Origin of the sequence: Mumia zhuanghuii, assembly GCF_042681565.1 — a bacterium.
GTDB lineage: Bacteria > Actinomycetota > Actinomycetes > Propionibacteriales > Nocardioidaceae > Mumia.
The window spans coordinates 231,951-254,301 of record NZ_JBHUFT010000002.1 but is presented as its reverse complement, the minus strand read 5'-3'; the positions used below and the strand labels follow the sequence as shown (position 1 = coordinate 254,301).

General features: G+C 70.1%; 19 protein-coding genes. 11 read left to right on the top strand and 8 right to left on the bottom strand.

The window, feature by feature from the left end; all coding sequences use genetic code 11:
- The first annotated feature begins 102 nt into the window (after positions 1–102).
- Positions 103–1,209: a mannose-1-phosphate guanylyltransferase gene (locus tag ACFSDF_RS04415; protein ID WP_377156367.1), complete on the top strand. Its 1,107-nt coding sequence runs from the start codon at positions 103–105 to the stop codon at positions 1,207–1,209.
- Here the strand turns inward: ACFSDF_RS04415 and ACFSDF_RS04410 are convergent, their stop codons facing one another.
- Complete coding sequence (locus ACFSDF_RS04410) at positions 1,210–3,462, bottom strand: CDP-glycerol glycerophosphotransferase family protein (protein ID WP_377156365.1); 2,253 nt, start codon at positions 3,460–3,462, stop codon at positions 1,210–1,212. It abuts the gene before it with no gap.
- Positions 3,459–4,322: a glucose-1-phosphate thymidylyltransferase RfbA gene (rfbA, locus tag ACFSDF_RS04405; protein WP_167006191.1), complete on the bottom strand. Its 864-nt coding sequence runs from the start codon at positions 4,320–4,322 to the stop codon at positions 3,459–3,461. Before rfbA ends, ACFSDF_RS04410 begins: the two co-directional genes overlap by 4 nt.
- Positions 4,323–4,391: 69 nt before the next feature.
- Between rfbA and ACFSDF_RS04400 the strand changes: the two genes are divergently transcribed.
- The 6 genes from ACFSDF_RS04400 to ACFSDF_RS04375 all read left to right on the top strand — a co-directional run bounded on the left by ACFSDF_RS04400 (position 4,392) and on the right by ACFSDF_RS04375 (position 12,246).
- Entirely contained in the window at positions 4,392–6,155 is a 1,764-nt protein-coding gene (locus tag ACFSDF_RS04400) for a glycosyltransferase family 61 protein (RefSeq protein ID WP_377156363.1), read from the top strand.
- A gap of 36 nt (positions 6,156–6,191) precedes the next feature.
- On the top strand, positions 6,192–7,985 hold the full coding sequence (locus ACFSDF_RS04395) for a glycosyltransferase (protein WP_377156361.1): 1,794 nt from the start codon (positions 6,192–6,194) through the stop codon (positions 7,983–7,985).
- 80 nt (positions 7,986–8,065) lie between these two features.
- The gene (gene rfbB / locus ACFSDF_RS04390; protein WP_167006199.1) at positions 8,066–9,064 is read left to right on the top strand and encodes a dTDP-glucose 4,6-dehydratase; all 999 of its coding nucleotides are present in this window, start codon (positions 8,066–8,068) and stop codon (positions 9,062–9,064) included.
- On the top strand, positions 9,061–10,440 hold the full coding sequence (locus ACFSDF_RS04385) for a sugar nucleotide-binding protein (protein ID WP_377156359.1): 1,380 nt from the start codon (positions 9,061–9,063) through the stop codon (positions 10,438–10,440). The genes rfbB and ACFSDF_RS04385 overlap by 4 nt, the downstream gene beginning before the upstream one ends.
- A 64-nt stretch (positions 10,441–10,504) precedes the next feature.
- On the top strand, positions 10,505–11,332 hold the full coding sequence (locus ACFSDF_RS04380; protein WP_377156357.1) for a class I SAM-dependent methyltransferase: 828 nt from the start codon (positions 10,505–10,507) through the stop codon (positions 11,330–11,332).
- Positions 11,329–12,246 carry an SAM-dependent methyltransferase gene (locus ACFSDF_RS04375; RefSeq protein WP_377156355.1) on the top strand — a complete coding sequence of 306 codons (918 nt, stop codon included), beginning with the start codon at positions 11,329–11,331 and terminating at the stop codon, positions 12,244–12,246. The genes ACFSDF_RS04380 and ACFSDF_RS04375 overlap by 4 nt, the downstream gene beginning before the upstream one ends.
- Position 12,247: 1 nt before the next feature.
- Here ACFSDF_RS04375 and ACFSDF_RS04370 read toward each other — a convergent pair whose 3' ends face one another.
- Positions 12,248–13,885, bottom strand: a complete 1,638-nt coding sequence (locus tag ACFSDF_RS04370) for a long-chain fatty acid--CoA ligase (RefSeq protein WP_167006210.1) — start codon at positions 13,883–13,885, stop codon at positions 12,248–12,250.
- 186 nt (positions 13,886–14,071) lie between these two features.
- Between ACFSDF_RS04370 and ACFSDF_RS04365 the strand changes: the two genes are divergently transcribed.
- From ACFSDF_RS04365 to ACFSDF_RS04355, 3 genes are read left to right on the top strand one after another with little or no spacing between them, the layout of a single operon-like run.
- The gene (locus tag ACFSDF_RS04365) at positions 14,072–15,451 is read left to right on the top strand and encodes a M14 family zinc carboxypeptidase (RefSeq protein WP_167006212.1); all 1,380 of its coding nucleotides are present in this window, start codon (positions 14,072–14,074) and stop codon (positions 15,449–15,451) included.
- Between the two features lie 47 nt (positions 15,452–15,498).
- Complete coding sequence (locus ACFSDF_RS04360; RefSeq protein ID WP_377156352.1) at positions 15,499–16,725, top strand: NADH-quinone oxidoreductase subunit D; 1,227 nt, start codon at positions 15,499–15,501, stop codon at positions 16,723–16,725.
- A 53-nt stretch (positions 16,726–16,778) separates the two neighbouring features.
- Complete coding sequence (locus ACFSDF_RS04355; RefSeq protein ID WP_167251437.1) at positions 16,779–17,564, top strand: metallophosphoesterase; 786 nt, start codon at positions 16,779–16,781, stop codon at positions 17,562–17,564.
- Positions 17,565–17,579: 15 nt separating this feature from the next.
- Here ACFSDF_RS04355 and ACFSDF_RS04350 read toward each other — a convergent pair whose 3' ends face one another.
- Genes ACFSDF_RS04350 through ACFSDF_RS04340 form a run of 3 tightly spaced genes read right to left on the bottom strand, consistent with a single transcriptional unit; the run spans position 17,580 to position 20,034 of the window.
- Positions 17,580–18,539: an ABC transporter substrate-binding protein gene (locus tag ACFSDF_RS04350; RefSeq protein WP_167006219.1), complete on the bottom strand. Its 960-nt coding sequence runs from the start codon at positions 18,537–18,539 to the stop codon at positions 17,580–17,582.
- Positions 18,540–18,580: 41 nt separating this feature from the next.
- The gene (locus tag ACFSDF_RS04345) at positions 18,581–19,318 is read right to left on the bottom strand and encodes an ABC transporter permease (protein WP_167006222.1); all 738 of its coding nucleotides are present in this window, start codon (positions 19,316–19,318) and stop codon (positions 18,581–18,583) included.
- Positions 19,315–20,034, bottom strand: coding sequence for an ABC transporter permease (locus ACFSDF_RS04340; protein ID WP_377156349.1), 720 nt, complete (start codon positions 20,032–20,034; stop codon positions 19,315–19,317). Before ACFSDF_RS04340 ends, ACFSDF_RS04345 begins: the two co-directional genes overlap by 4 nt.
- Positions 20,035–20,037: 3 nt before the next feature.
- Here ACFSDF_RS04340 and ACFSDF_RS04335 point away from each other — a divergent pair, with 3 nt between their 5' ends.
- A complete protein-coding gene (locus ACFSDF_RS04335) occupies positions 20,038–21,180 on the top strand; it encodes an ABC transporter ATP-binding protein (protein WP_220471278.1) in 1,143 nt (380 codons plus the stop codon).
- Between the two features lie 12 nt (positions 21,181–21,192).
- Here ACFSDF_RS04335 and ACFSDF_RS04330 read toward each other — a convergent pair whose 3' ends face one another.
- Together ACFSDF_RS04330 and ACFSDF_RS04325 are read right to left on the bottom strand one after the other, a co-directional pair.
- Positions 21,193–21,813, bottom strand: a complete 621-nt coding sequence (locus tag ACFSDF_RS04330; protein ID WP_167006224.1) for a hypothetical protein — start codon at positions 21,811–21,813, stop codon at positions 21,193–21,195.
- A 53-nt stretch (positions 21,814–21,866) separates the two neighbouring features.
- Entirely contained in the window at positions 21,867–22,349 is a 483-nt protein-coding gene (locus tag ACFSDF_RS04325) for a DUF3180 domain-containing protein (protein WP_377156347.1), read from the bottom strand.
- Positions 22,350–22,351: the final 2 nt, after the last annotated feature.

Genomic DNA, 22,351 nt, shown 5'->3' with positions numbered 1-22,351 from the left:
TGGTAGACCGTGGCCGAGTCGGGTCTCGCCGTGGGCTGGGCGCCTGTGAAGCGGCGGCCCCCTACGCTGAGGCGAGCGACGTCCGACCTCCCGAGGAGCGCCATGTCCGAACTCGTCCCGTCCTTGCAGGCGATCGTGCCGGCCGGCGGCGCGGGCACGCGGCTGTGGCCCGTCTCGCGCAGGTCACGGCCCAAGTTTCTGCTCGACCTGACCGGAAGTGGCCGCTCTTTGCTCCAGCACACGTACGACCGGCTGGTGCCGCTCGTCGGGCCCGCGGGCGTGAACGTCGTCACCGGCGTCCACCACCGCGATGCAGTCGCTGCCCAGCTGCCCGACCTGCGGGCTGAGAACCTCATCGCGGAGCCTTCGCCTCGCGACTCGATGCCCGCGATCGGCCTCATGACCGCGCTGATCGCGCGGCGTGACCCCGACGCCGTGGTCGCCTCGTTCGCTGCCGACCACCTCGTCGAGGGCGAGGAGGAGTTCGCCGACGCTGTGCGCCAGGCGACCGCCGCGGCGCAGTCCGGCTACGTCACGACGATCGGGATCACACCGACCGCGCCGTCGACGGCGTACGGGTACGTCGAGGCGGGCGCGCCTCTGGGCCTCTCCGGTGCGCCCGACGCCACGGCCGTCTCCCGATTCGTCGAGAAGCCCGATGCCGACACGGCCCGCAGCTATGTCGAGTCGGATGCGTTCCGATGGAACGCCGGGATGTTCGTCGCCCGCGCCGACGTCCTCCTGCGCCACCTCGGTGAGCAGCAGCCGCGGATGCGCGAAGGCCTCGATGCCATCGCCGACGCGTGGGACGGCCCGGAGCGCGCGACGACGCTCAAGCGACTCTGGCCGACTCTCACCCGGATCGCGATCGATCACGCGGTCGCCGAGCCGGTCGCCACAGCGGGCGGCGTCGCCACCGTCCCCGGCACCTTCAAGTGGACCGACGTCGGGGACTTCGCTGCCGTCGCTGAGGCGCTCGGCGCACAGCCGGGTGAGATCACCGTGCTCGGCGACCCTGCTCTCGTCGAGTCCGTACGGAGCGGCGGTCTGATCGTCACCGATCGACGGACCGTGTCCGTCCTCGGAGTCGACGACATCGTCGTGGTCGATACGCCCGACGCGCTGCTCGTCACCACGACAACCCACGCCCAGCAGGTCAAGGAGCTCGTCGCACGCTGGCGCGACGCGGGGCGGGACGACCTCGTCTGATCAGCCGCCGTCGAACACCGCGTCGACGACACGTGCGGCGGCGTGGCCGTCGTCGCGCGGGTTGTACGTGGCCCGCCAGGCGGCGTACCGCTCCGCGTACCGTGCACGGACGGACTCGAGGTCCGCGAGCGCGGCCACGACCTCCTCCGTGGTGGACGCGACGGGACCGGGGCCCCTCTCCGCGAGGTCGAAGTACGTGCCGCGACGCCGGTCGCGGTAGTCCTCGAGGTCGGGCGCGAAGAAGACCAGCGGCTTCCCTGTGACCGAGAAGTCGAACATGATCGACGAGTAGTCGGTGATCGTGGCGTCGGCGGCGAGGAAGAGATCGTTGATCTCCGGATAGTCGGTCACGTCCACGATCGACCGGCTCGTGCCCGCCCATGCCCACCGGCGGGTGAGCATGTGCCCTCGTACGAGCACGGTCACGCCTGGTCCGAGGGCAGCTGCGACCCGCTCGACGTCGAGCAGCATCGGCATCACCCGGTCGCCGTCGCGCACGGTCGGCGCATAAAGGACGACCAGGTCGTCACGGTTGAGACCCAGTCGGACTCGCGCCACAGCCTCGTCGTCGTCGCTCGCGAGGGCGAGGACGTCGTTACGGGGATAGCCGAGCTCGAGGATGGGACCCTGGAAGTTCCACGCCCGACGGAAGACCTCCGTGCTCCACGGGTTCTGCGAGAGCAGCACGTCCCACCGGGAGATCGCGCGCTCCCATGCCTCCTGGTATCGGGGCTGGTTGGCGCGCACGACGCCGCGATCACTCCCGAGTCGTTTGAACGGCGTGCCGTGCCAGGTCTGCAGGATGGTCTGGCCAGGCCGGCGCTCGAGCTGAGCCGGGACGGCCGCGTCGTACGTCTGGTACGACGCCGTGGAGACGACGTCCCACCACTCGCGGGAGAACCGGACGACTCCGCGGCCGCCTTCGGGGACGGGGACGGACCAGTCCTGGAGACCCCACACGAGCTCGAGGTCCGACCCCCGTCGGCGCAGTTCGTCATGGATCGCACGCGCGGCGTCGGTCGCACTCGAACCGCTGTAGCACTCGAAGTAGGCGATGCGCAGCGGTGATGGCGACGTGGCGCGGTACTGGTTGTGCAGTGCGCGCTGGAGGGCCGGCGCACGCTCGTCGAGGCGAAGCGGCGACTCGACCTCCACCATGACGCGGTTGGCGGTGGTGACCTGGACAGCTGCCGACCACCGGTCGCATACTCCGCGGACCGGGGCATCGGGCAGCCCACACGGTGTGGTCTTGAGGAGCCGTTCACCCTCCTGGTCGAACGCGAGGTCGTACCGGCCGCTCGGTGGGGTCGAGGGCTCGCCGTACCAGCCGGTCACCTCGAGCGGCAGCCGGACCGAGAACCGATCGCCGTCCCAGGAGATCGAGGCCGAGAAGCGTCGGTGAGGACCGATCATCCACATCTCGCTCGGGCGCTCGACCTGGCCGACCGACCGCCCCCGGACGACGACGGCGCGCCCGGACGATCCGCCGCCCGTCACCTCGACCGCGTCGGCGAGCATCGCCGGCTGCGTGCCCAGCCGCACCCGACCGTCGCGCATCGCGTCGATACGCAGGCCGTCGGCGGTCGCGCCCGTCACCGGATGCCCGACCGCCCATGTGACGGGCTCCCACGTCCTGCGGCGACGGGCCCAGAGCGGGGACGACCCGTCGGGGACATCGGTCGCCGACACCTGCCCGGCACCGTCGCGCACCGCGATCCGGGTCGGACCCGCTCCCTCGAGTCCTCCGACGCCGAGCGCGTCGTAGGTGCCCTCCACATCGAGCACCAGGGCGTCGCCGTCGACGCGAACCTCGCGCAGCACGGCGACGCACGACTCTGACTGCACGATGAGACCTGCCTCGTCGTCCCAACGCAGGCGGATGCCCAGCCCGCCCTGTGCCCCCGACCACGACAGGCGACGACTCGCTGCCCCGCGCGGGCGTGCCTCCCAGGGCAGCTCGTGCCGGCGCCCGCCGGCCTCGACGACGACGAGCACCTGGGCCGGACCGTCCAGCGCAGGGCGCCGCCACCATCGGCGAGGCACGGGGCTCAGCGCTGTCAGGTCCAGCGTGGCGACGAAGGCGTCAGCGCTACCGGTGACGTCGGCGCGGACGACGTCCTCACCGTGCGGTCCCTTGACCGCGACGGCTACGGGCACGCCGCCTCGGGTGAGGCGTCCACGCAGCTCGAGCGCGTGTAGGCCGCTCCAGCTGGCTCGGCCGAGGAGGGCGCCGCCGAAGGCGACCTCGCTCACGAGCCGAGAAGGCCCAGCAGGTAAGCGCCGTAGCCGCTCTTGACCAACGGCTCGGCGCGCTCGCGCAGCTCGTCGTCCGAGAGGAACCCGGCCCGCCAGGCAACCTCCTCCGGGCACCCGATCTTGAGGCCCTGACGACTCTCGATCGTCCGGACGAAGTTCGACGCGTCGTTGAGCGAGTCGAAGGTCCCCGTGTCGAGCCAGGCGGTGCCACGCGGCAGGATCTCGACCTGGAGCCTGCCCTGATCGAGGTACACCCTGTTGAGATCGGTGATCTCCAGCTCGCCTCGGGGCGACGGCTCGAGCGAACGGGCGATGTCCACGACGTCGGAGTCGTAGAAGTAGAGGCCAGGAACCGCAAAGCTGCTGCGCGGCTCGGCGGGCTTCTCCTCCAACGAGAGCGCCTTGCCGGCGTCGTCGAACTCGACGACGCCGTACGCCGTCGGGTCGCTGACCTGGTAGCCGAAGATGGCCGCGCCCTCGAGCGCATCGAACCGGGTGAGCTGGCCGCCCATGCCGGGTCCGTAGAAGATGTTGTCGCCCAGGACGAGTGCCGCCGCGCCACCGTCGAGGTGGTCCGCGCCGAGGATGAAGGCCTGCGCGAGCCCGTCGGGGCTGGGCTGCTGGACGTACGTCAGGGAGATGCCGAAACGCGAGCCGTCGCCGAGGAGGCGCTCGAACTGCGGCGCGTCCTCAGGTGTCGTGATCACGAGGATGTCGCGGATCCCGGCGAGGATCAGCGTCGACAAGGGGTAGTAGATCATCGGCTTGTCGTAGACCGGCACGAGCTGCTTGCTGGTGCCGAGGGTGATCGGGTGAAGGCGCGAGCCGGTGCCGCCCGCCAGGATGATGCCACGCATCGGGCCATCGTAGAGGGACACGCGTGCACAACGAGTGGCGCGAGCCCGCAAGACCGGCACGATGGCTGCATGACGGACGAGTCGCTCGATGCGATCGGGCTGCGGCGGGGGGTCCCGCAGGCCTCCGCCGCGCTCGACCATCTCCACGCGTACGAGGCAGCCGTCGATGGCATGGCAATGCCGTTGACCGAGGTGGTCGTCGTCGGGCGTGCCTACGCCACCGCGCTCGCCGACACGTTCGCGGAGCGCTATCCGGAGGCGACCGTGCACGTGCTCGCAGCGCCGTGGAACCCCCCAGAGGGAGTGTCCGACCAGGAACCGCTCGACAACGTGCGTCGACACCCGTGGCACGGCAGCGGGGGGTTCAGCGCCATCTTGTCCGTGCTGCCGCGCCCGCAGCTGCTGGTGATCGCGCTGCATCGCAAGACCTTGGGCCAGGTGACGGCGCTGCGCAAGCTCCACGGATACGTCGAGGCAGGCGGGGTGCTCGCGGTCGAGCACATCGATCGCACCCCCGGGGACAAGACTGTCGCCGACGTCGGAGAGTCGGTCAGGGCCGTCATCGAGGAGGCCGTACGACGCTCCCCCGAGCCACCGGCTGCCCACGGCTGGTCGAGCTGGCTGGACGCCTTCGCTCACTCTCTCGAGAGCGTCTCGTACCACCGCGATCTCGCGCTCGTGACCAAGCGGCACACGCTCTTGCGCATGCTGCACATCGCCGAGACCGTGCCGGTTCTCGAGGCCCGGTACGGCGAAGGATCGCCGGTGACAGGCCTCCTCGAGCTCCCCGGCACCACGTTCACCGGACGGGCCGAGGTCACCACGCACGGGAGGGGGCCCGACGTCGCCGCCGGGCCGTTCACCGTCCCGCCGCTCGCGCTGCGGCACTACACGCGGGCCCAGACCTACCCTCGGCAGCTCGTCTCCTATGGCGACTACTGGCTCCCCGACTCGTTCCGACACCAGTACGCGCCCAGGCTGCGGCACCCCGGGCTCGTCCGGTCCAGTGACGACATGGCAGTGATCCGGCCGCGGTGGCGTCCGGACCAGCACCGAACGTGGGACGGCACGCTCTACTACCTGGACACCGAGTACCCCGGGCACTTCGGCCACGTGTCCACCGAGGTGGTGTCGCGGCTGTGGGGCTGGGAGCGTGCCCGCGAGGAGCACCCCGACATCAGGCCGCTCATCAGCCTCCGCCCGGGTCAGTCGCGCGTGCCCCAGTACGTCCACGACATCCTGACCGCCTACGGCATCCCGCGGTCGAGCATCGTCACCCAGTACGGAGACGAGGTGCTCGACGTGGAGAACCTCGTCGCCGCAGACCCGGAGTTCGAGAACCCGCGCTACGTCTCGCCGGCGATCGCGCAGACCTGGGCCCGCATCCGCGAGGCGTTCGCCGACATCGAGCCACCTCTGCGCGCCGAACGGATCTTCGTCACCCGCAGCTCGCGGCGCCTCTGCCACCAGGGACCGGCGATCGAGCATCTCTTCGCCGACCGCGGGTTCGCGATCGTGCATCCCGAGCAGTACTCGTACGGCGAGCAGGTGCAGCTGTTCGCCCGGGCGCGGATCGTCGCCGGGTATGGCGGGAGCGGGATGTTCACGATGATGCACGCTCCGCAGGCGCGGATCATCCTCATCTCCGGAGACGGCTACCGCGCACAGAACGAGGCGCTCATCGCCGCTGTCAACGGCAACGACATCCACTACTTCTGGGGCCGGAGCATCCCGCAGGAGCGCGACCCCACGATGCGCAAGATCGCCTTCGGCGACGACTTCACCTTCAACCTCCGACGACACCGCTGGGCGTTGCGGCGGCTGCTCCGCTGAGATTTCACGCATGGTGCGCAAAAGGGTTGCGCGAGTATGGTGACGACCGTGTGCCCGCACCGTGCCCTCGTTCCCGAGGGCACGTACGTGTCGTTCGCGAGCGCGTTGAGGCTCGACAAGGGCGGCCGGACGGCGGTGATGCTGATGCGGGCGCGGATGCTCGCCGAGCACGACGGTGTCAGGAGCGTGATCGCCACCGTCGGCGATCTCCCCGATCTCGACCGGACCTGCGAGGTCCTCCTGGAGCGCGGCACGCTCACCGAGCATGTCGAGGTCGCGAACATCTACGACGACTACGCGACCCGCGACCCCGCGACGATCGGCACCGGCACGGAGGCGCTCCCCGCGGTCGACCTCGCCGCAACTGCGGTGAATCGCGCCGACGGCACCCCGTACCAGGTCGTCTACCGGCACCCCGGAGCCGCGACCGACGCCAGGCCCGAGGTGGTCGACTACCTGCGGGCGGACGGGTCCGTGGCCGTCCGGACGACCCTCGCGCCGCGACTGGTCGAGATCGTTGACCACGACGCGCGCGTCGTGCGCTGCCACGAGAGCCGCGCCGCATTCGTCCAGCAGTGGCTTCGTGAGCTGGTCGGTCCTGGCGACGGATTCGTCGTGTCCGACTCGCGGCGCGTGCTGCCGCTCCTGCTCGGACTCAGCGAGCGCCGCATGCACCTGGTCGCCGCGTTCCACAATCCCCACACTCCCGGCGGCGGTCGGTGGGACTCTGCCCTCAAAGCCCCCTACGCGAAAGTGCTGGGGCGTCTTCACGCCCTCGACGGCGTCGTGCTCCTCACCGAACGACACCGAGACGAGCTCGCCCTCAGGGAGGGCGCGACCAACAACCTGTTCGTCGTCCCCAACGCCGTGGAGCCGCGCACGTTCCCAGACCCGACCCCTCCGCGCGACCTCAAACGTCTCGTGACGGTCGCCCGCCTGGAGGGGCAGAAGCGGGTCTCGCACGCGCTGCGCGCCCTCGAGATCGCCCGACGCACAGACCCTGCGCTCCGGCTCGACATCTACGGCGACGGAGCCAACCGCGCGGTCCTCGAGGCCGCGGCCCGAGATCTCGGGATCGACGACGCGGTCACCTTCCACGGGTACGACCCGAGTGCCCGAGATGCGATCGCCACAGCTGCTGCCTTCGTCCTCACCAGCGTCCACGAGGGATATCCGCTGGCCACGCTGGAGGCGATGAGCCGAGGCTGCCCCGTGATCAGCTACGACATCCGGTATGGACCGCGCGAGCAGATCAGCGACGGCATCGACGGCTACCTCGTGCCGCCCGGGGACGTCGAGTCCTTCGCCGCCCGCATCCTGGACCTGACCTCCGACCCCGACCTCGTGGCTCGGATGAGCGCCGCCGCCTATGTGAAGGCCTCGGAGCACTCACCGCAGCGCTTCGCCGAGGACTGGGCGCGAGTCTTCCGCACGGTCAAGGCGCAGGCGTCTTCACGCGTGACCTTCCACGGCGCCATGGTCCACGCCGTACGCCTCCGCGCAGACCGGTTCGGCGCCCGGCTTCGGACTCGTGCCACCGGAACGGGCGCCTCACACGTCGGCACGGTGACCGCGACGCTCGACGTCATTGGCGAGGAAACCGGGGACGTCGTACAGACCCCGCTGGACGTGCGGGCCCCGAAAATCTCGCCATGGGTGGACGGGTTCAGGATCACGGGCGACCTCGACACGCCTACGCTCGCGACCTCGATGGGCGAGCAGCCCGTTCGCTTCCGCCTCGCCGTCGTGTGGCACAACGACTGCTGGATGACGAACGTCGCACGCGGTCAGGCCACCGGCGGCCGCCTCGCGCTCGACACCGTCTCCTGAGCCGCCCGGGGACCTCGTCACGTGAGACGAAGTGGGGTCTACAGTCTCCGTCTCGAACAACCGCTCGCTACCCTGGTCCGATGCGCGCGATTCTCGTCACCGGCGGCGCCGGGTTCATCGGCTCCAACTTCGTCCAGCACCTCGTCGAGACGACCGATGCCTCGGTCACCGTGCTCGACAAGATGACCTACGCCGCCAACCGCGAGGCGATCGACGCACTGCCCTCCGACCGGGTGAGCCTGGTCGTCGGTGACATCGCGGACGCCGACGTCGTCGACCCGCTCGTCGCCGACCACGACGCGGTCGTCCACTTCGCCGCCGAGTCGCATAACGACAACTCGCTGTCCGACCCGAGCCCGTTCGTGCGGACGAACCTCATCGGCACGTTCACGCTGCTCGAGGCGGTCCGCCGTCACGGCACCCGCTTCCACCACGTCTCGACCGACGAGGTCTACGGCGACCTCGAGCTCGACGACCCGGCACGCTTCACCGAGTCGACGCCGTACAACCCCTCGAGCCCGTACTCGTCCACCAAGGCAGGCTCCGACCTCCTCGTACGCGCCTGGGTCCGGTCGTTCGGCGTCCCGGCGACGCTGAGCAACTGCTCCAACAACTACGGGCCCTACCAGCACGTCGAGAAGTTCATCCCGCGTCAGATCACCAACGTCCTCGACGGGCGCCGCCCGAAGTTGTACGGCCAGGGCCTCAACGTCCGCGACTGGATCCACACCGAGGACCACTCGAGCGCGGTGCGGACGATCCTCGAGCACGGCAAGATCGGCGAGACCTACCTGATCGGCGCCGACGGCGAGAAGAACAACCGCGAGGTCGTCGAGACCATCCTCGAGCTCATGGGCCAGCCCGCCGACGCGTACGACCTCGTCACCGACCGTCCCGGCCACGACATGCGTTATGCGATCGACTCGACCAAGCTCCGTACCGAGCTCGGCTGGGCACCTCAGTTCACCGACTTCGGCGCGGGCCTGGAGGCGACGATCGCGTGGTACCGCGACAACGACGCGTGGTGGCGCCCCAAGAAGGAAGCCGTCGAGGCGCGCTACGCCGAGGCTGGCCAGTGAGCACGAGCCCCTCCGTCCGGAGCACCTCGATCGAGGGCCTCCTCGTCGTCGACCTTCCGCTCCATGGCGACAGCCGAGGCTGGTTCAAGGAGAACTGGCAGCGCGAGAAGATGCTCGCGCTCGGCCTGCCCGACTTCGGCCCCGTCCAGAACAACGTCTCCTACAACGCGAGCGCGGGCGCGACCCGCGGCATCCACGCCGAGCCGTGGGACAAGCTCGTGTCGCTGATGACCGGCAAGGCCTTCGGGGCGTGGGTCGACCTGCGTCCCGGCCCGAACTTCGGGACCACCGTCACCGTCGACCTGCACCCGGGCGTCGCAGTCTTCGTCCCCCGGGGCGTCGGCAACTCCTACCAGGCGCTCGAGGACGGCACGACCTATGCCTACCTCGTCAACGAGCACTGGCGTCCCGACGTCGCCTACACGGCGGTCGCCCTCGACGATCCGGCCCTGGGGATCGACTGGCCGATCCCGCTCGCCGACGCGGAGGTCTCCGACAAGGACCGCGCCAATCCCCTCCTGGCCGACGTCACTCCAATGGAGCCCCGTCGCGCGCTCGTCCTCGGCGCGTACGGCCAGCTCGGGCGTGCCCTGCGCGCGATGCTCCCCGAGGCCGACGCCGTCGACCTCGACACCTTCGACATGACCGACCCTGCGGCGTACGACGCGGTCGACTGGTCGCGCTACGACACGGTGATCAACGCTGCGGCCTACACAGCGGTCGACGTCGCCGAGACCCCGGAGGGCCGCATCGCTGCATGGGCGTCCAACGCTAGCGCGCTCGTGCACCTCGCGACGACCGCCACACGCCACCGGCTGACGGTCGTGCACATCTCCAGCGACTACGTCTTCGACGGCACGCGCGAGGTCCACGACGAGTCGGAGCCGCTCTCGCCGCTCGGCGTCTACGGGCAGACCAAGGCCGCCGGCGACGTGGTGGTGTCGACGACCCCGCGCCACTACGTCGTACGGACGAGCTGGGTGATCGGCGACGGCAGCAACTTCGTCCGGACCATGGCACGGCTCGCGAAGGACGGCGTCAACCCGTCAGTCGTGGACGACCAGGTCGGCCGCCTCACGTTCACCACCGAGCTCGCACGCGGGATCGTCCACCTGCTCGAGACGGGCGCCCCCTACGGCACGTACAACCTCAGTGGGGGCGGCGAGCCCGCGTCCTGGTACGAGGTGGCGCGCGACGTCTTCGCCCGCTGCGGTCGTGACCCCGAGGACGTCACGCCGATCTCCACCGAGGCGTACGGCGAGGGCAAGGACCTCGCGCCGCGCCCCCGACATTCGGTCCTGGACCTCGCCAAGATCGAGGCGACCGGGTTCGTGCCGCTGCCAGTGAGCGAATCGCTGGACTCCTACCTCGCCTGATCGGCTGCACGAACCGTCCGGCTGGCTACAGTGTTCTGCAGCCGACCCGCGGAACGAGGCAGACGTGAGCCAGCCTGCGAAGTCCTTCGCCGTCAAGTGGATCAAGCCCTTGGTCGGTGACGCCGCGTGGGGCCGCCTGCGCGACCCGCTCCGGCGCCGCCCCACGCCTGCGCCACCCCGCAAGCCTCGCGCGCAGCGGCTCGCGGAGATGGACCTCACGCAACTGGCGCGGCACTTCCGCACGGACAAGTGGGGGACCCACCGCTACACGCCGCACTACGAGCGCCATTTCGCGCCCCTCCGCGACCAGCCGATCAACCTCCTCGAGATCGGCATCGGGGGTTACGCCCGCAAGGGCCGCGGCGGCAAGTCCCTGCGGATGTGGAAGCACTTCTTCCGCCATGCGCAGGTCGTTGGGCTCGACCTCCAGGACAAGTCGTTCGTCGACGGCGAACGGATCACGACCTACCAAGGCAGCCAGGCCGACCCTGCGGTGCTCCAACGCATCCTTGACGAGGTCGGCGAGCTCACGATCGTCATCGACGACGGGAGCCACCGCTCCGAGCACGTCCGCGCAACTTTCGCCTACCTGTTCCCCAGGCTGGCCAACGGCGGGTTGTACGCGATCGAGGACACCCAGACGTCGTACTGGCCCGAACGCGGCGGCAGCGACGACTTCGACGATCCGACGACCACGATGGCGCTGGTCAAGTCCCTCGTCGACGGTCTGAACTACGAGGAGTTCGTGGACGAGTCGTACGAGCCCACCTACACGGACCTTCACGTCGTCGCCGTGCACTGCTACCACAACCTCGTGATCATCGAGAAGGGCGACAACCGCGAAGGCACCCGGCGACGGGCGATCCTCCGGTCGCGGTACGCGGAGCAGTGATCGGCTGGCGTGAGGCGTGGGACGACGCCCTGTACGGACCTGACGGCTTCTATCGCCGCGAGTCACCGGCGACGCACTTCCGGACGTCCGTGCACGCGTCGACGGTCTTCGCGGCCGCGATCCTCGCCTATGTCCGCCGCCATGACCTGCATGCGGTGGTGGACGTGGGCGCGGGGCGCGGAGAGCTGCTGACGGCGCTCGACGCGATGGCGCCGGGCCAGCTCGCACTCCTCGGGGTCGACGTCCGTCCGCGTCCCCCCGAGCTCCCCGAACGGATCGGGTGGAGGGACCACCTCCCTGAGCAGCTCGAGGGGCTCATGTTCGCCAACGAGCTGCTCGACGACGTGCCGTGCGAGATCGTCGAGCGGGACCGCGACGGCATCCTCCGTACGGTGCTCGTCGATCCGGCGACCGGCGCCGAGCAGCTGGGCGCCCCGGTACGCGACCCTCGAACGCTGGAGTGGGTCGAGGCCTGGTGGCCGCTGACCGAACCCGGTGAGCGGGCGGAGGTCGGGATCGCCAGGGAGGCGCTCTGGCGCGACGTGGTCTCACGCGTGGAGGGTGGGGCGGCGATCGCCGTCGACTACGGGCACCGTGCAGCCGACCGGCCCCCGTACGGGAGCCTGCGAGCCTACCGCGACGGGGTGGAGGCCGATGTCGTTCCCGACGGCAGCTGCGACGTCACCGCGCACGTGGCGGTGGACGCCCTCGCCACCGCCGTCGGCGGCACCCTCGCCCGCCAGCGCGACGTCCTCCGCGATCTCGGCGTCGACGGCTCGCGCCCGCCGCTCTCGCTCGCCTCGTCCGACCCGCAGGCCTATGTCGCCGCGCTCGTCGCGGCGTCGGAGGCGGCCGAGCTGACCGCGTCGGGGGGCCTCGGCGACTTCTGGTGGGTCATCACCCCCGTTCGCTGAGTCACTCCCCCCGTACGACCTCCAGGTCGCCGTCGGCGTACGCCTTGCGGAGCACCTTCTTGTCGAACTTGCCGACCGAGGTCCGCGGGACCGCTTCGACGAACGTCCACGCGTCGGGCAGCTGCCACTTCGCGACCGAGCCCGACAGGTGCTCGCGCAGGTCCTTCGGTGTGACCGTCGCACCCGCCCGGACCACGACGGTCGCGAGCGGGCGCTCCTGCCACTTCTCGTCCGGGATCCCGACGACCGCGGCCTCGACGACATCGGGGTGGGCCATGAGCGCGTTCTCGAGGTCGACCGAAGAGATCCACTCCCCGCCGGACTTGATGACGTCCTTCGCGCGGTCGGTGAGCGTGACGTAGCCGCGCGGATCGATCGTGCCGACGTCGCCGGTCCGCAGCCACCCGTCGCGGAACTTCTCCGGGTCGTCGTCGCGGTGGTAGGCGCCGGTGATCCACGGGCCGCGCACCTCGAGCTCGCCGACCGCCTCCCCATCGTGCGGCAGCGGTTGCCCGTCGTCGCCGACGAGACGTCCCTCGACCCCGCCGAGCATCCTGCCCTGGCTCGCGCGGTATCGCCAGGCCTCCTCGTCGGCGACGCCGACCGGCGGCATGCCCGAGGTCGCCACGGGTGAGGTCTCGGTCATCCCCCACGCCTGCTGGACGCGCACACCGTGCCTCTCCCACAGCGCCTGCTGCAGCGAGAGCGGCACCGCGGACCCACCGCAGAGGGCGAGCCTGAGCGAGGTGAGGTCGGCCGGGTGCTCGTCCACCCAGCCGAGGACGTCGTTGAAGATCGTCGGCACCCCGCCCGTGAGCGTGGGACGCGTCTCCTCGATCAACCGCACCAGCGGCTCGGCCTGGAGCCACCGGTCCGGCATCACGAGCGAGGCGCCGACGAGGACGGCCGCGTACGGGAGGCCCCAGGCGTTCGCGTGGAACATCGGCACCACTGGGAGGACGCGATCGTTCGGCCCGATGCCGGCGTTGTCGCCCATCGCCATCGCCATAGAGTGCAGGTACGCCGAACGGTGGCTGTAGACGACACCCTTCGGGTTGCCGGTGGTGCCGCTCGTGTAGCACATCGCCGCCGCGGCACGCTCGTCGATCTCGGGCCACGCGAACCAGTCGGGTTCGAGCGCGAGCGCGTCCTCGTACCGGAGCACGGCCTTGCCCGACGTCTGCAGAGGAGCGAGGTCGATCGTGTCGGAGCCGGGCCCGGTCACGAGCACGTGCGTGACGGTCTCGAACGTCGGCAGCAGCGGCGCGAACGGTGTCACGAGCGACGCGTCGACGAGGACGACGGAGTCCTCGGCGTGGTTGACGACATAGGTGACCTGCTCTGGGAACAGCCGGATGTTGATCGTGTGGAGCACGGCCCCCATCGACGGGACCGCGAGATAGGCCTCCAGGTGCTCGGCGTTGTTCCACATAAACGTGCCGACCCGTTGGTCCCCGGTCACGCCGAGGCGGCGCAGGACGCGTGCGAGGCGGGCCGCGCGACGTCCGATCTCGCCGTACGTGGTCGTTCTCGTGCCGTCGGCCGTCGCCGTCACGACCGTGGCCTCGGCGTGCACGGTCGTGCCGTACTGCATGAGCCGGCCTAGCCCGAGCGGGACGTCTTGCATCGTGCTGCGCATCGCAACCTCCGAAGGTGTGACCTGGGAGCGACCTTTTAACATCTCAACGCCCATCTTGTCTTCGATTTTCACGAACTCGGGTTGCCGAGCCTGCTCCGGTCCACGAACGTGAGCGGAACCTCACGTGGCAACCGCGAGGACAGCACGTCGCTCGGGCACGGTCTGCCACCAGCGAAAGGAACACCCTTGCGCTCCACACGACCCATCCCCTGGTCCAAGGTCCTCGCCACTGCCGCGGGAGCGGCGCTGGCAGGATCGCTCCTCGCCGCAAGCGGGACGTCGGCCGGCGCCGACCAGCGCGACGACTCCCTCGAGAAGGCCCTCACCGCAGCCGCGGGCAAGGCGCCGGCCACTCTGCAGACCCCGTTCGAGAGGTCGGGTGGTGCGCAGTGGACGACCCACCCGGAGTCGCTCGCGTTCTACCGCCAGCTCGACCAGTCCAGCAAGCGGGTCTCGGTCAGCGACATCGGACGTACGACGCAGGGCCGCCCGCTCCAGCTCGTCTCGATCGGCGCCCCCGCACCGAAGAACCAAGCGAAGGCCGCAGAGGGCTCCGTCGCGATGTTCGTCTGCTCGGTGCACGGCAACGAGCCGTCCGGCCGTGAGGCCTGCATGAAGCTCGCGCGTGACCTCGCCACGAGCAAGTCCTCCACCGTCACCCGGCTCCTCTCGCGTACGACGGTGCTCTTCGTCAACGCCAACCCGGACGGCTGGGTCGCCAACACCCGCGGCAACGCCGACCGCGTCGACGTGAACCGCGACTACCTCGGGCTCGCGACGCCCGAGGCCCGTGCCATCACGAAGGTGATCCGCGACTGGAACCCCGACGTGCTCAACGACCTCCACGAGTACGGTCCGAGCGAGTACTACCGGACCGACCTCCTCCACCTCTGGCCGCGCAACCGCAACGTCGACGACACCATCCACAGCCTGAGTGAGGAGATGAGCGAGGAGTACTCCGCCGCTCAGGCCCGCGACGAAGGCTTCACAGCCGGCATCTACGGTCACTACGTCAAGGACGGCGAGCCGTTCCTCCAGGTCGCCGGTGACGAGCAGGTGCGCATCCTGCGCAACTACGCTGGGCTCGTCAACGTCGTCGGCATGCTGAGCGAGACGGCCACCCGTCCGCTCAACGACGACGAGGCGGCCGACGTCCGTGTCCTCAACAACCGACGAGTCGACACGAACTACGCCAGCGCGCTCGGTTCGGCGCAGATGATCGCGGAGAACCGCCGGACGCTCGCGCGCGAGACGGCGGCGGCCGCCGAGCGGGCGATCGACCTGGGGGCGTCGCAGGGCGGCATCGTCTACTTCGGCGGGCAGGACGACATGGTGCCGACCCTCCCCGAGCAGGTCGAGCCGGAACCGATGTGCGGCTACCGGATCACGCCCGAGGTCTTCGCGCAGGTACGTCAGGCACTCGACCTGCACGACCTCAAGGCCACGCGGGCTGCCGACTCGTACGTCGTGAGCCTCGCGCAGGCCAACCGCGCGCTCGTCCCGCTGATGTTCGACGAGCGCTCCGAGTGGCGTGTCGCCGACGGGACACCGCTCGAGAGCTGCTGAGGCGCACCGGGCTCGCTCGCGGCGCCCGCGCCGCTAGGCTGAACGGCATGTCCGTGAGCGAGCCCGGAGGCGACCAGCCCGGCACCCCGACCCGCCTCACCGTCGGCGTCGGCGCGGGTGCCGCCGGGTTCGGTCACGAGCGGGGCGGCGGCGTCGATCTCGGCACGGCCGACATGGTCCTCAACGTCGGCCCGCAGCATCCGGCGACCCACGGTGTGCTCCGGCTGCGCCTCACCCTCGACGGTGAGCGGATCGTCGGGTGCGAGCCGATCGTCGGCTACATGCACCGCGGCGTCGAGAAGCTCTTCGAGGTCCGCGACTACCGCCAGATCCTCGTGCTCGCCAACCGCCACGACTGGCTCTCGGCGTTCTCCTCCGAGCTCGGTGTGGTCCTCGCGGTCGAGCGGATGCTCGGGCTCGAGGTGCCCGAGCGCGCGACCTGGGCCCGTACGCTGCTGGCCGAGCTCAACCGCGTCCTCAACCACCTGCTCTTCCTCGGCTCCTACCCCCTCGAGCTCGGCGCGATCACGCCGCTGTTCTATGCGACCCGCGAGCGCGAGACGATCCAGGAGGTCATGGAGGAGATCTCCGGGGGCCGGATGCACTACATGTTCAACCGCGTCGGTGGGCTCAAGGAGGACCTCCCGGCCGGTTGGCTCGACCGCGTCACCTCCGCCGTCGGCGCCGTACGGGGCCGTCTCGGCCAGATCGAGGACATGCTCCTCGACAACGAGATCTTCGCGGCCCGGACCAAGGGCGTCGGCGTTCTCAGTCCCGACCTCGTCCACGCGTACGGAGTCTCCGGGCCGATCGCTCGCGCGTCTGGTGTCGACTTCGACCTGCGCCGCGACGAGCCCTACCTCGCGTACGCCGACCTGGCCGCCGACAAGCACCTGAAGGTCGTGACTCGGACCGAGGGCGACAGCTATGCGCGGTTCTCGTGCCTGCTGGACCAGGTGCGGGTCTCGCTCGATCTCGCCGATGCCTGCGTCGCGCGGATGCGCGACCTTCCGCAGGGTCCGATCAATGTGAAGCTCCCCAAGATCGTGAAGGCACCCGAGGGGTCGACGTACGTCTGGACCGAGAACCCGCTCGGCATCAACGGCTACTACCTCGTCTCGCGCGGCGAGAAGACGCCGTGGCGGCTCAAGCTGCGCTCGGCGTCGTTCAACAACATCGCGGTCCTGCCCGAGGTCGTACGAGGCTGCGTCGTGGCCGATCTGATCTCGATCCTCGGCTCGATGTTCTTCGTCGTCGGCGACATCGACAAGTAGCGCCCACCGACCCTCGACGGGCCGCCTCGCGCGGATCGCCCTAGGGTCGGGGGGTGGGAGAGGTCTGGGCGGCGAGCGACATCCATGGGCACCGCGACGAGCTGGAGGCAACGCTGACTGCTGCGGGCCTGTTCGAAGACGGCCACTGGGCAGGCGGTGACGCACGTCTGTGGCTCCTCGGCGACTACGTCGACCGCGGCCCGGACGGGGTCGGCGTGATCGAGCTGGCGATGCGCCTCGAGGACGAGGCGGAGCAAGCCGGCGGCCAGGTGACCGCGCTGCTCGGCAACCACGAGATCCTCATGCTCGGCATGCACCGGTACGGCCCGACACCGGTCCCGGGCGACAACCGTTACAGCTTCGAGGCGAACTGGTTCGGCAACGGCGGCATCGTGAGCGACCTCGAACGTCTCGACGAGCGTCACCTCGACTGGCTCACCACGCGCCCCGCGCTCGGCCAGGACGCCGACCAGCTCCTCCTCCACTCCGACACCACCGCCTACCTCCTGTGGGGCGATGCCGTCGACGAGATCAACGCCGCCGTCCGTGCGGAGCTGCAGATGCCCGACCTCGACACGTGGTGGGAGATGTGGCGGCGGCTGACCTCGCGCTACGCGTTCGCACGGGAGGACGGCGTCGAGACGGCGACCCGCATGCTCGAGGCGCTGGGCGGGCGCCGGATCGTGCACGGCCACACGATCGGCGCCCTCATCCGCGGAGGCACCGTGACGCCGCAGGACGAGCCCGTGCTCTACGCGGACGGGCTCGTCCTCGACATCGACGGCGGGATCTATCTCGGCGGACCGTGCCAGCTCGTCCGCCTGGACGAGCCGGCGTGACGGTCGCCTGCGCGCCTAGCCCAGCAGGCCCTGATCCTCCAAGTACTCCTTGGCGACGTCGGCAGGCTTCTCGCGGTCGATGTCGACCTTGACGTTGAGCTCGGCCAGATCCTCGGTGGTCAGCGCCGTGGAGAGCTCGTTGAGAGCGGTCGCGACCGTCGGGTTGTCATCCAGGAACTCCGTGTTGACGGCAGGGATCAGGTTCTGTGCGGGCTGAAGGCCCTTGTCGTCCTCGAGCAGCACCAGCCCGTCGTCCTCGAGAGCACCGTCGGTCGTCGCGACCTGCACGAGCTGGACCTCACCGCTGGTCGCGGCGTCCTTGCCCTCGCGGCTGCCGAAGCCGAGCGGCAGGACCTCGGTGATGTCGATGCCGTAGACCTCACGCAGCCCCTTGGCGCAGTCCTGGCGGTCCTTGCAGTCCTGGGCCGCCGCGAGCTTGACCGGCACCTTGGAAGCCGCGAGGTCGGACAGCGTGGTCAGATCGTGCTCCTTGGCGAAGTCCTCCGTGACCGCATAGGCGTTCTGGTCGGTCGCTGCGGCCGGCTCGAGCAGCGTGATGCCGACGCTCTCGGCGAGCGTGTTGACCGCATCGAGGGTCTGCTCGACGTTGTTGCTGGTCACCGGCTTCGCCGAGGGCCCGTTGGCCTGGGTGTTGAGGTAGTCGCCGATCCCGGCGAGGTATTCCGGAACGACCTGAACCTTGTTGCTCGAGAGCTGGTCCATGTAGACCGCGCGGGTGTCGACGAGCTTCTGGGTGACGTCGTAGCCCTCGTCCTCGAGCATCTGCCCGTACAGCTCGGCGAGGATCTGCATCTCTGTGAAGTTCTGGCCGGACACGGTCACCGGGCCCTTGGACCTGACCCCCGACTCCGGGTCGGGGTCGTCCCCACCACAGGCGGGCAGGGCGACCAGCGCGGCGGCGCAGGCGAGAGTGGCTGCTGCGCGGCGGACGCGGCGCAGTGTCGTGCTGTCCATGGAGTCCCTTTCGTCGTCACGACCGGCGGCCGCGATGGCTTCTACGGTGTCGTGATCTGCGGTGTCTGGACCAGACCATCATCGCCGGAACCTCTGACACGGCGCATCGGGTCGACCGCCCGCTCGACGAGCGCGGCGATCCCCTCGAGGACGAGGGCACCCAGCGCGACGACGATCGCCCCGCCGATGACGTACCTGTACGTGTTGTTGCTGAACCCGTACGTGATGGTGTTGCCGAGCCCCGGTCCCGCGACCAGGGCTGCGATGGTGGCCGTCGCCCACAGCTGGACGACCGCGAGGCGTACACCGTTCGCGACCAGCCGCGCAGCCAGCGGCAGCTCGACGGTACGGAACACCTGCCACTCGCTCATCCCGGTGCCGCGCGCGGCCTCCACCACCTCGGGGTCAACCTCGCGCACCCCCACGTACGCGTTGGTGATCACCGGGGGCAGCCCGAACAGCACCAGCGCGATCAGCGTCGCCATGCCGGCACGCCCGTACGGCCCAAGGACGGCCGTCCCGACCGGACCGAGGGACAGCAGCGCGAGCACGGCGAACACGGGGATCGCCCGACCGACGTTGGAGACGTTGATCGCGAACGTCCCGCCGCGTCCTCGGTGCCCCAGCCACAGTCCGAGCGGCAGCCCCACGACCGCGACGACCAGCAGTGCGGTCACCGTGAGGAGCGCCTGCTCGGTCAGCTGCTTGCCAAGACCGTCGGTGCCCGTCCAGCTGGCCGGGTCGAGGAGGAACGCGAACGCCTCGCCGAGCTCGTTCATGCCGCCACCCCCCTCGCCCAGGGAGTGACCAGGCGGGTGAAGGCCACCAGGAGCAGGTCGAGGAGCACGGCGAGGACGACGCACAGCACGCTCGTCGTGAAGACCTGCGCCTTGAAGCTGTCGTCGATCCCGTTGGCGAGCATGTTGCCGAGGCCTCCGTACGCGACGATCGTGCCGAGCGTCACCATCGCCACCGTCGAGACGGTGGCGACCCGCAGGCCTGCCATGACGATCGGCACCGCGAGAGGCGCCTCGACGCGGGTCAGCAGCCGCAGGCGCCCGTACCCGAGCCCTGTCGCCGCCTCGACCACCTCGGCGGGCACGGCGTCGAGACCGGCAAGGACGTTGCGGACGAGGATCGCGAGCGAGTAGAGGCCAAGGCCCACGATCACCGTGGTCGGACTCAGCCCGGTCGCCTGCGCGAGCAGCGAGAACATCGCCAGCGACGGGATCGTGTAGACGATCGTGGTGCTCCCCATGAGCAGCGAGCGCATCCTCGGCCGGTTGCGTGCCACCAGTGCGAGCGCGACGGCGAGCACGAGCCCGAGCGCCACCGACGCCACGGTCAGCATGAGGTGCTGGATCGTCGCGTCGACCAGCTCCGGTGCATAGCGCTCCACGTACTCCGGGCACACCCATGCGTTGACGCTGCGTGCGTAGCACGGTGGGTCGGCCGCGAGGAGTGCGGACGAGGTCGCGCCGACGGCTAGGCTCACGACATGCACCGTACCGAGGACGCGATGATCGTGCTCGAAGGCGTCGGCAAGCGGTACGACGACGGCTCCGTCGCCGTACGTGAACTCTCGCTGTCCGTCCCTCAGGGGTCGCTCGTCGCTCTCGTCGGCCCGTCGGGCTGCGGCAAGTCGACCACGCTCAAGATGGTGAACCGCCTCATCGAGCCCACGTCGGGCCGCATCCTCCTGGACGGGCAGGACATCATGAAGGCCGATCCGGTCGCTCTACGGCGCGGCATCGGCTACGTCATCCAGCAGGTCGGGCTGTTCCCGCACCAGAGCGTCCGCGAGAACGTCGCGACCGTGCCGACTCTGCTGCACTGGGACCGCAAGCGGGCACGGGCCCGCGCCGACGAGCTGCTCGACCTCGTCGGCCTCGACCCTGCCGCGTACGCCGGTCGCTACCCGCACCAGCTCTCCGGCGGGCAGCGACAGCGCGTCGGTGTCGCGCGCGCGCTCGCCGCGGACCCGCCCGTGCTGCTGATGGACGAGCCGTTCGGCGCCGTCGACCCGATCGTCCGCGGGCGTCTTCAGGACGAGTTCCTCCGCCTCCAGCACGAGCTCGGCAAGACCGTCCTGCTCGTCACCCACGACATCGACGAGGCGGTGCGCCTGGGCGACCGGGTCGCGGTGCTCGCCAACGGCGGCGACCTCCGCCAGTACGACTCTCCTGCGGCCGTCCTCGGTGCGCCGGCCGACGACTTCGTCGCGGAGTTCGTCGGCGCCGACCGAGGGCTTCGACGCCTCGCCGTCACACCGATCGACGTCGACGAGCTCGAGGAGGCGCCCGTCGTCCGCGTGGACACGCCGCTCGATGAGGTTCGCCGCCGTGCCGCGCGGGCGGACGTGCCGTGGGCGATCGTCGTCGACGAGTCCGAGCGTCTTGTGGGGTGGGTTGCCGCCGAGCACCTCACCACCGCCGAGACCCTGCGCGCGCGTCCGATGGAGGCCACGCTGCACCGCAACGCCACGCTCAAGGAGGCGTGGTCGGTGATGCTGCGCTACGACGCCGGGTGGGTTGCCGTCCTCGACGACGACCGACGCTTCCTAGGCGTCCTCACACCGGAGTCGCTGCACGCGGCGCTGCGCCGGTCCGTACGGACGACGGAGCCGTCCAGCGCCCCGTGAGCCTGAGCCGGCTCAGGCCTCCTTGGCCTCGGGAAGCTCCTCGACGGCGTCCTTGGCATCCTTGTCCTCGGCCACCGCATCGGCGGCCTCGTCGGCCGCCTGCGCACGCGCAGCGGCGGTCGCCTCCCAGCTGAGCAGGTCGACGATCGTCGGCACGTCGGCGCCGTCCCACAGCGTCATCGTGCTCGGCGCCGCCTCGTCGTCGCCGTCGGTGCGCAGCGTCTCGACCTCGCGCTGCAGCTCCTCGCGGCGCGCGTCGGACTCGTCGGCGCGCGCCTCGGCGAGACGAAGGGTGCCGTTGAGCTCGGTGATGCGCCTGGTGGTGATCGAGAGCGTCTCGTTCACGGCCTCGATGAACTCCATGTTCTCGCGGGTCCGGTCGACCGAGATGTCGCGGTATGCCTGAGCCTGCTCGGCGCGGTCCTTGAACCATGCGCGACGGGTGGTGAGGACCTCGTCGGCGATGACCCGGGCCGCTGCGACTCCGACGATCACCGCTGTCACCGACGCCGCGACCAGCACCCCCTGCGAGGCCGACACGACTGCGACGGCGACGAAGACGGCAGAAGCCGCCAGCATGAGGCTGGCGGCGAGGATGCGCACGGAGCGCTGGCGGCGGCGATCGTTCGACATGGTGAGAACCCTACGCTACGGAAGACCCGTTCTGGCCTACCGACACCAAGCGTTCAGGCCTGTGCGGCCTCGTCGGAATCCTCGTCATCGTGGGGCACCTCGCACGCACGCTCGAGGGCGAGCGCGGCGGCCAGCGCCACGAGTGCGGCGATGGCCGCAGCGGCAGACCTGACCACCCGTTCACGGGGCAGCGCGAGCTCCATGTCGCCCGCGAACGACAACGCGAACCCGACGTAGTAGCCGGCGATCAGCGCCGTCACGATCGCCGAGGCCTTGGCGAGCGCGAGCAGCCGCAGCGCTCGCGTCGCGTGCATCGTCCGCTGCTCGCGGTGGAGCGACTGGAAGGTCGTCCATGCGAGCACGGCGAGGATCGCGGCGAGGAAGAGCATCGTGCCCGCGGCGACCCACGAGACCGTGGGGACGACGGAGTCGCGCCACTCCAGGAAGGGACGCATCGCTCGTCCGACAGCCAGACCGACGACTCCGAGGACGGCGAGCTGGACTGCTGACGACCGGCGTAGCGGACGGCGAGCCATCA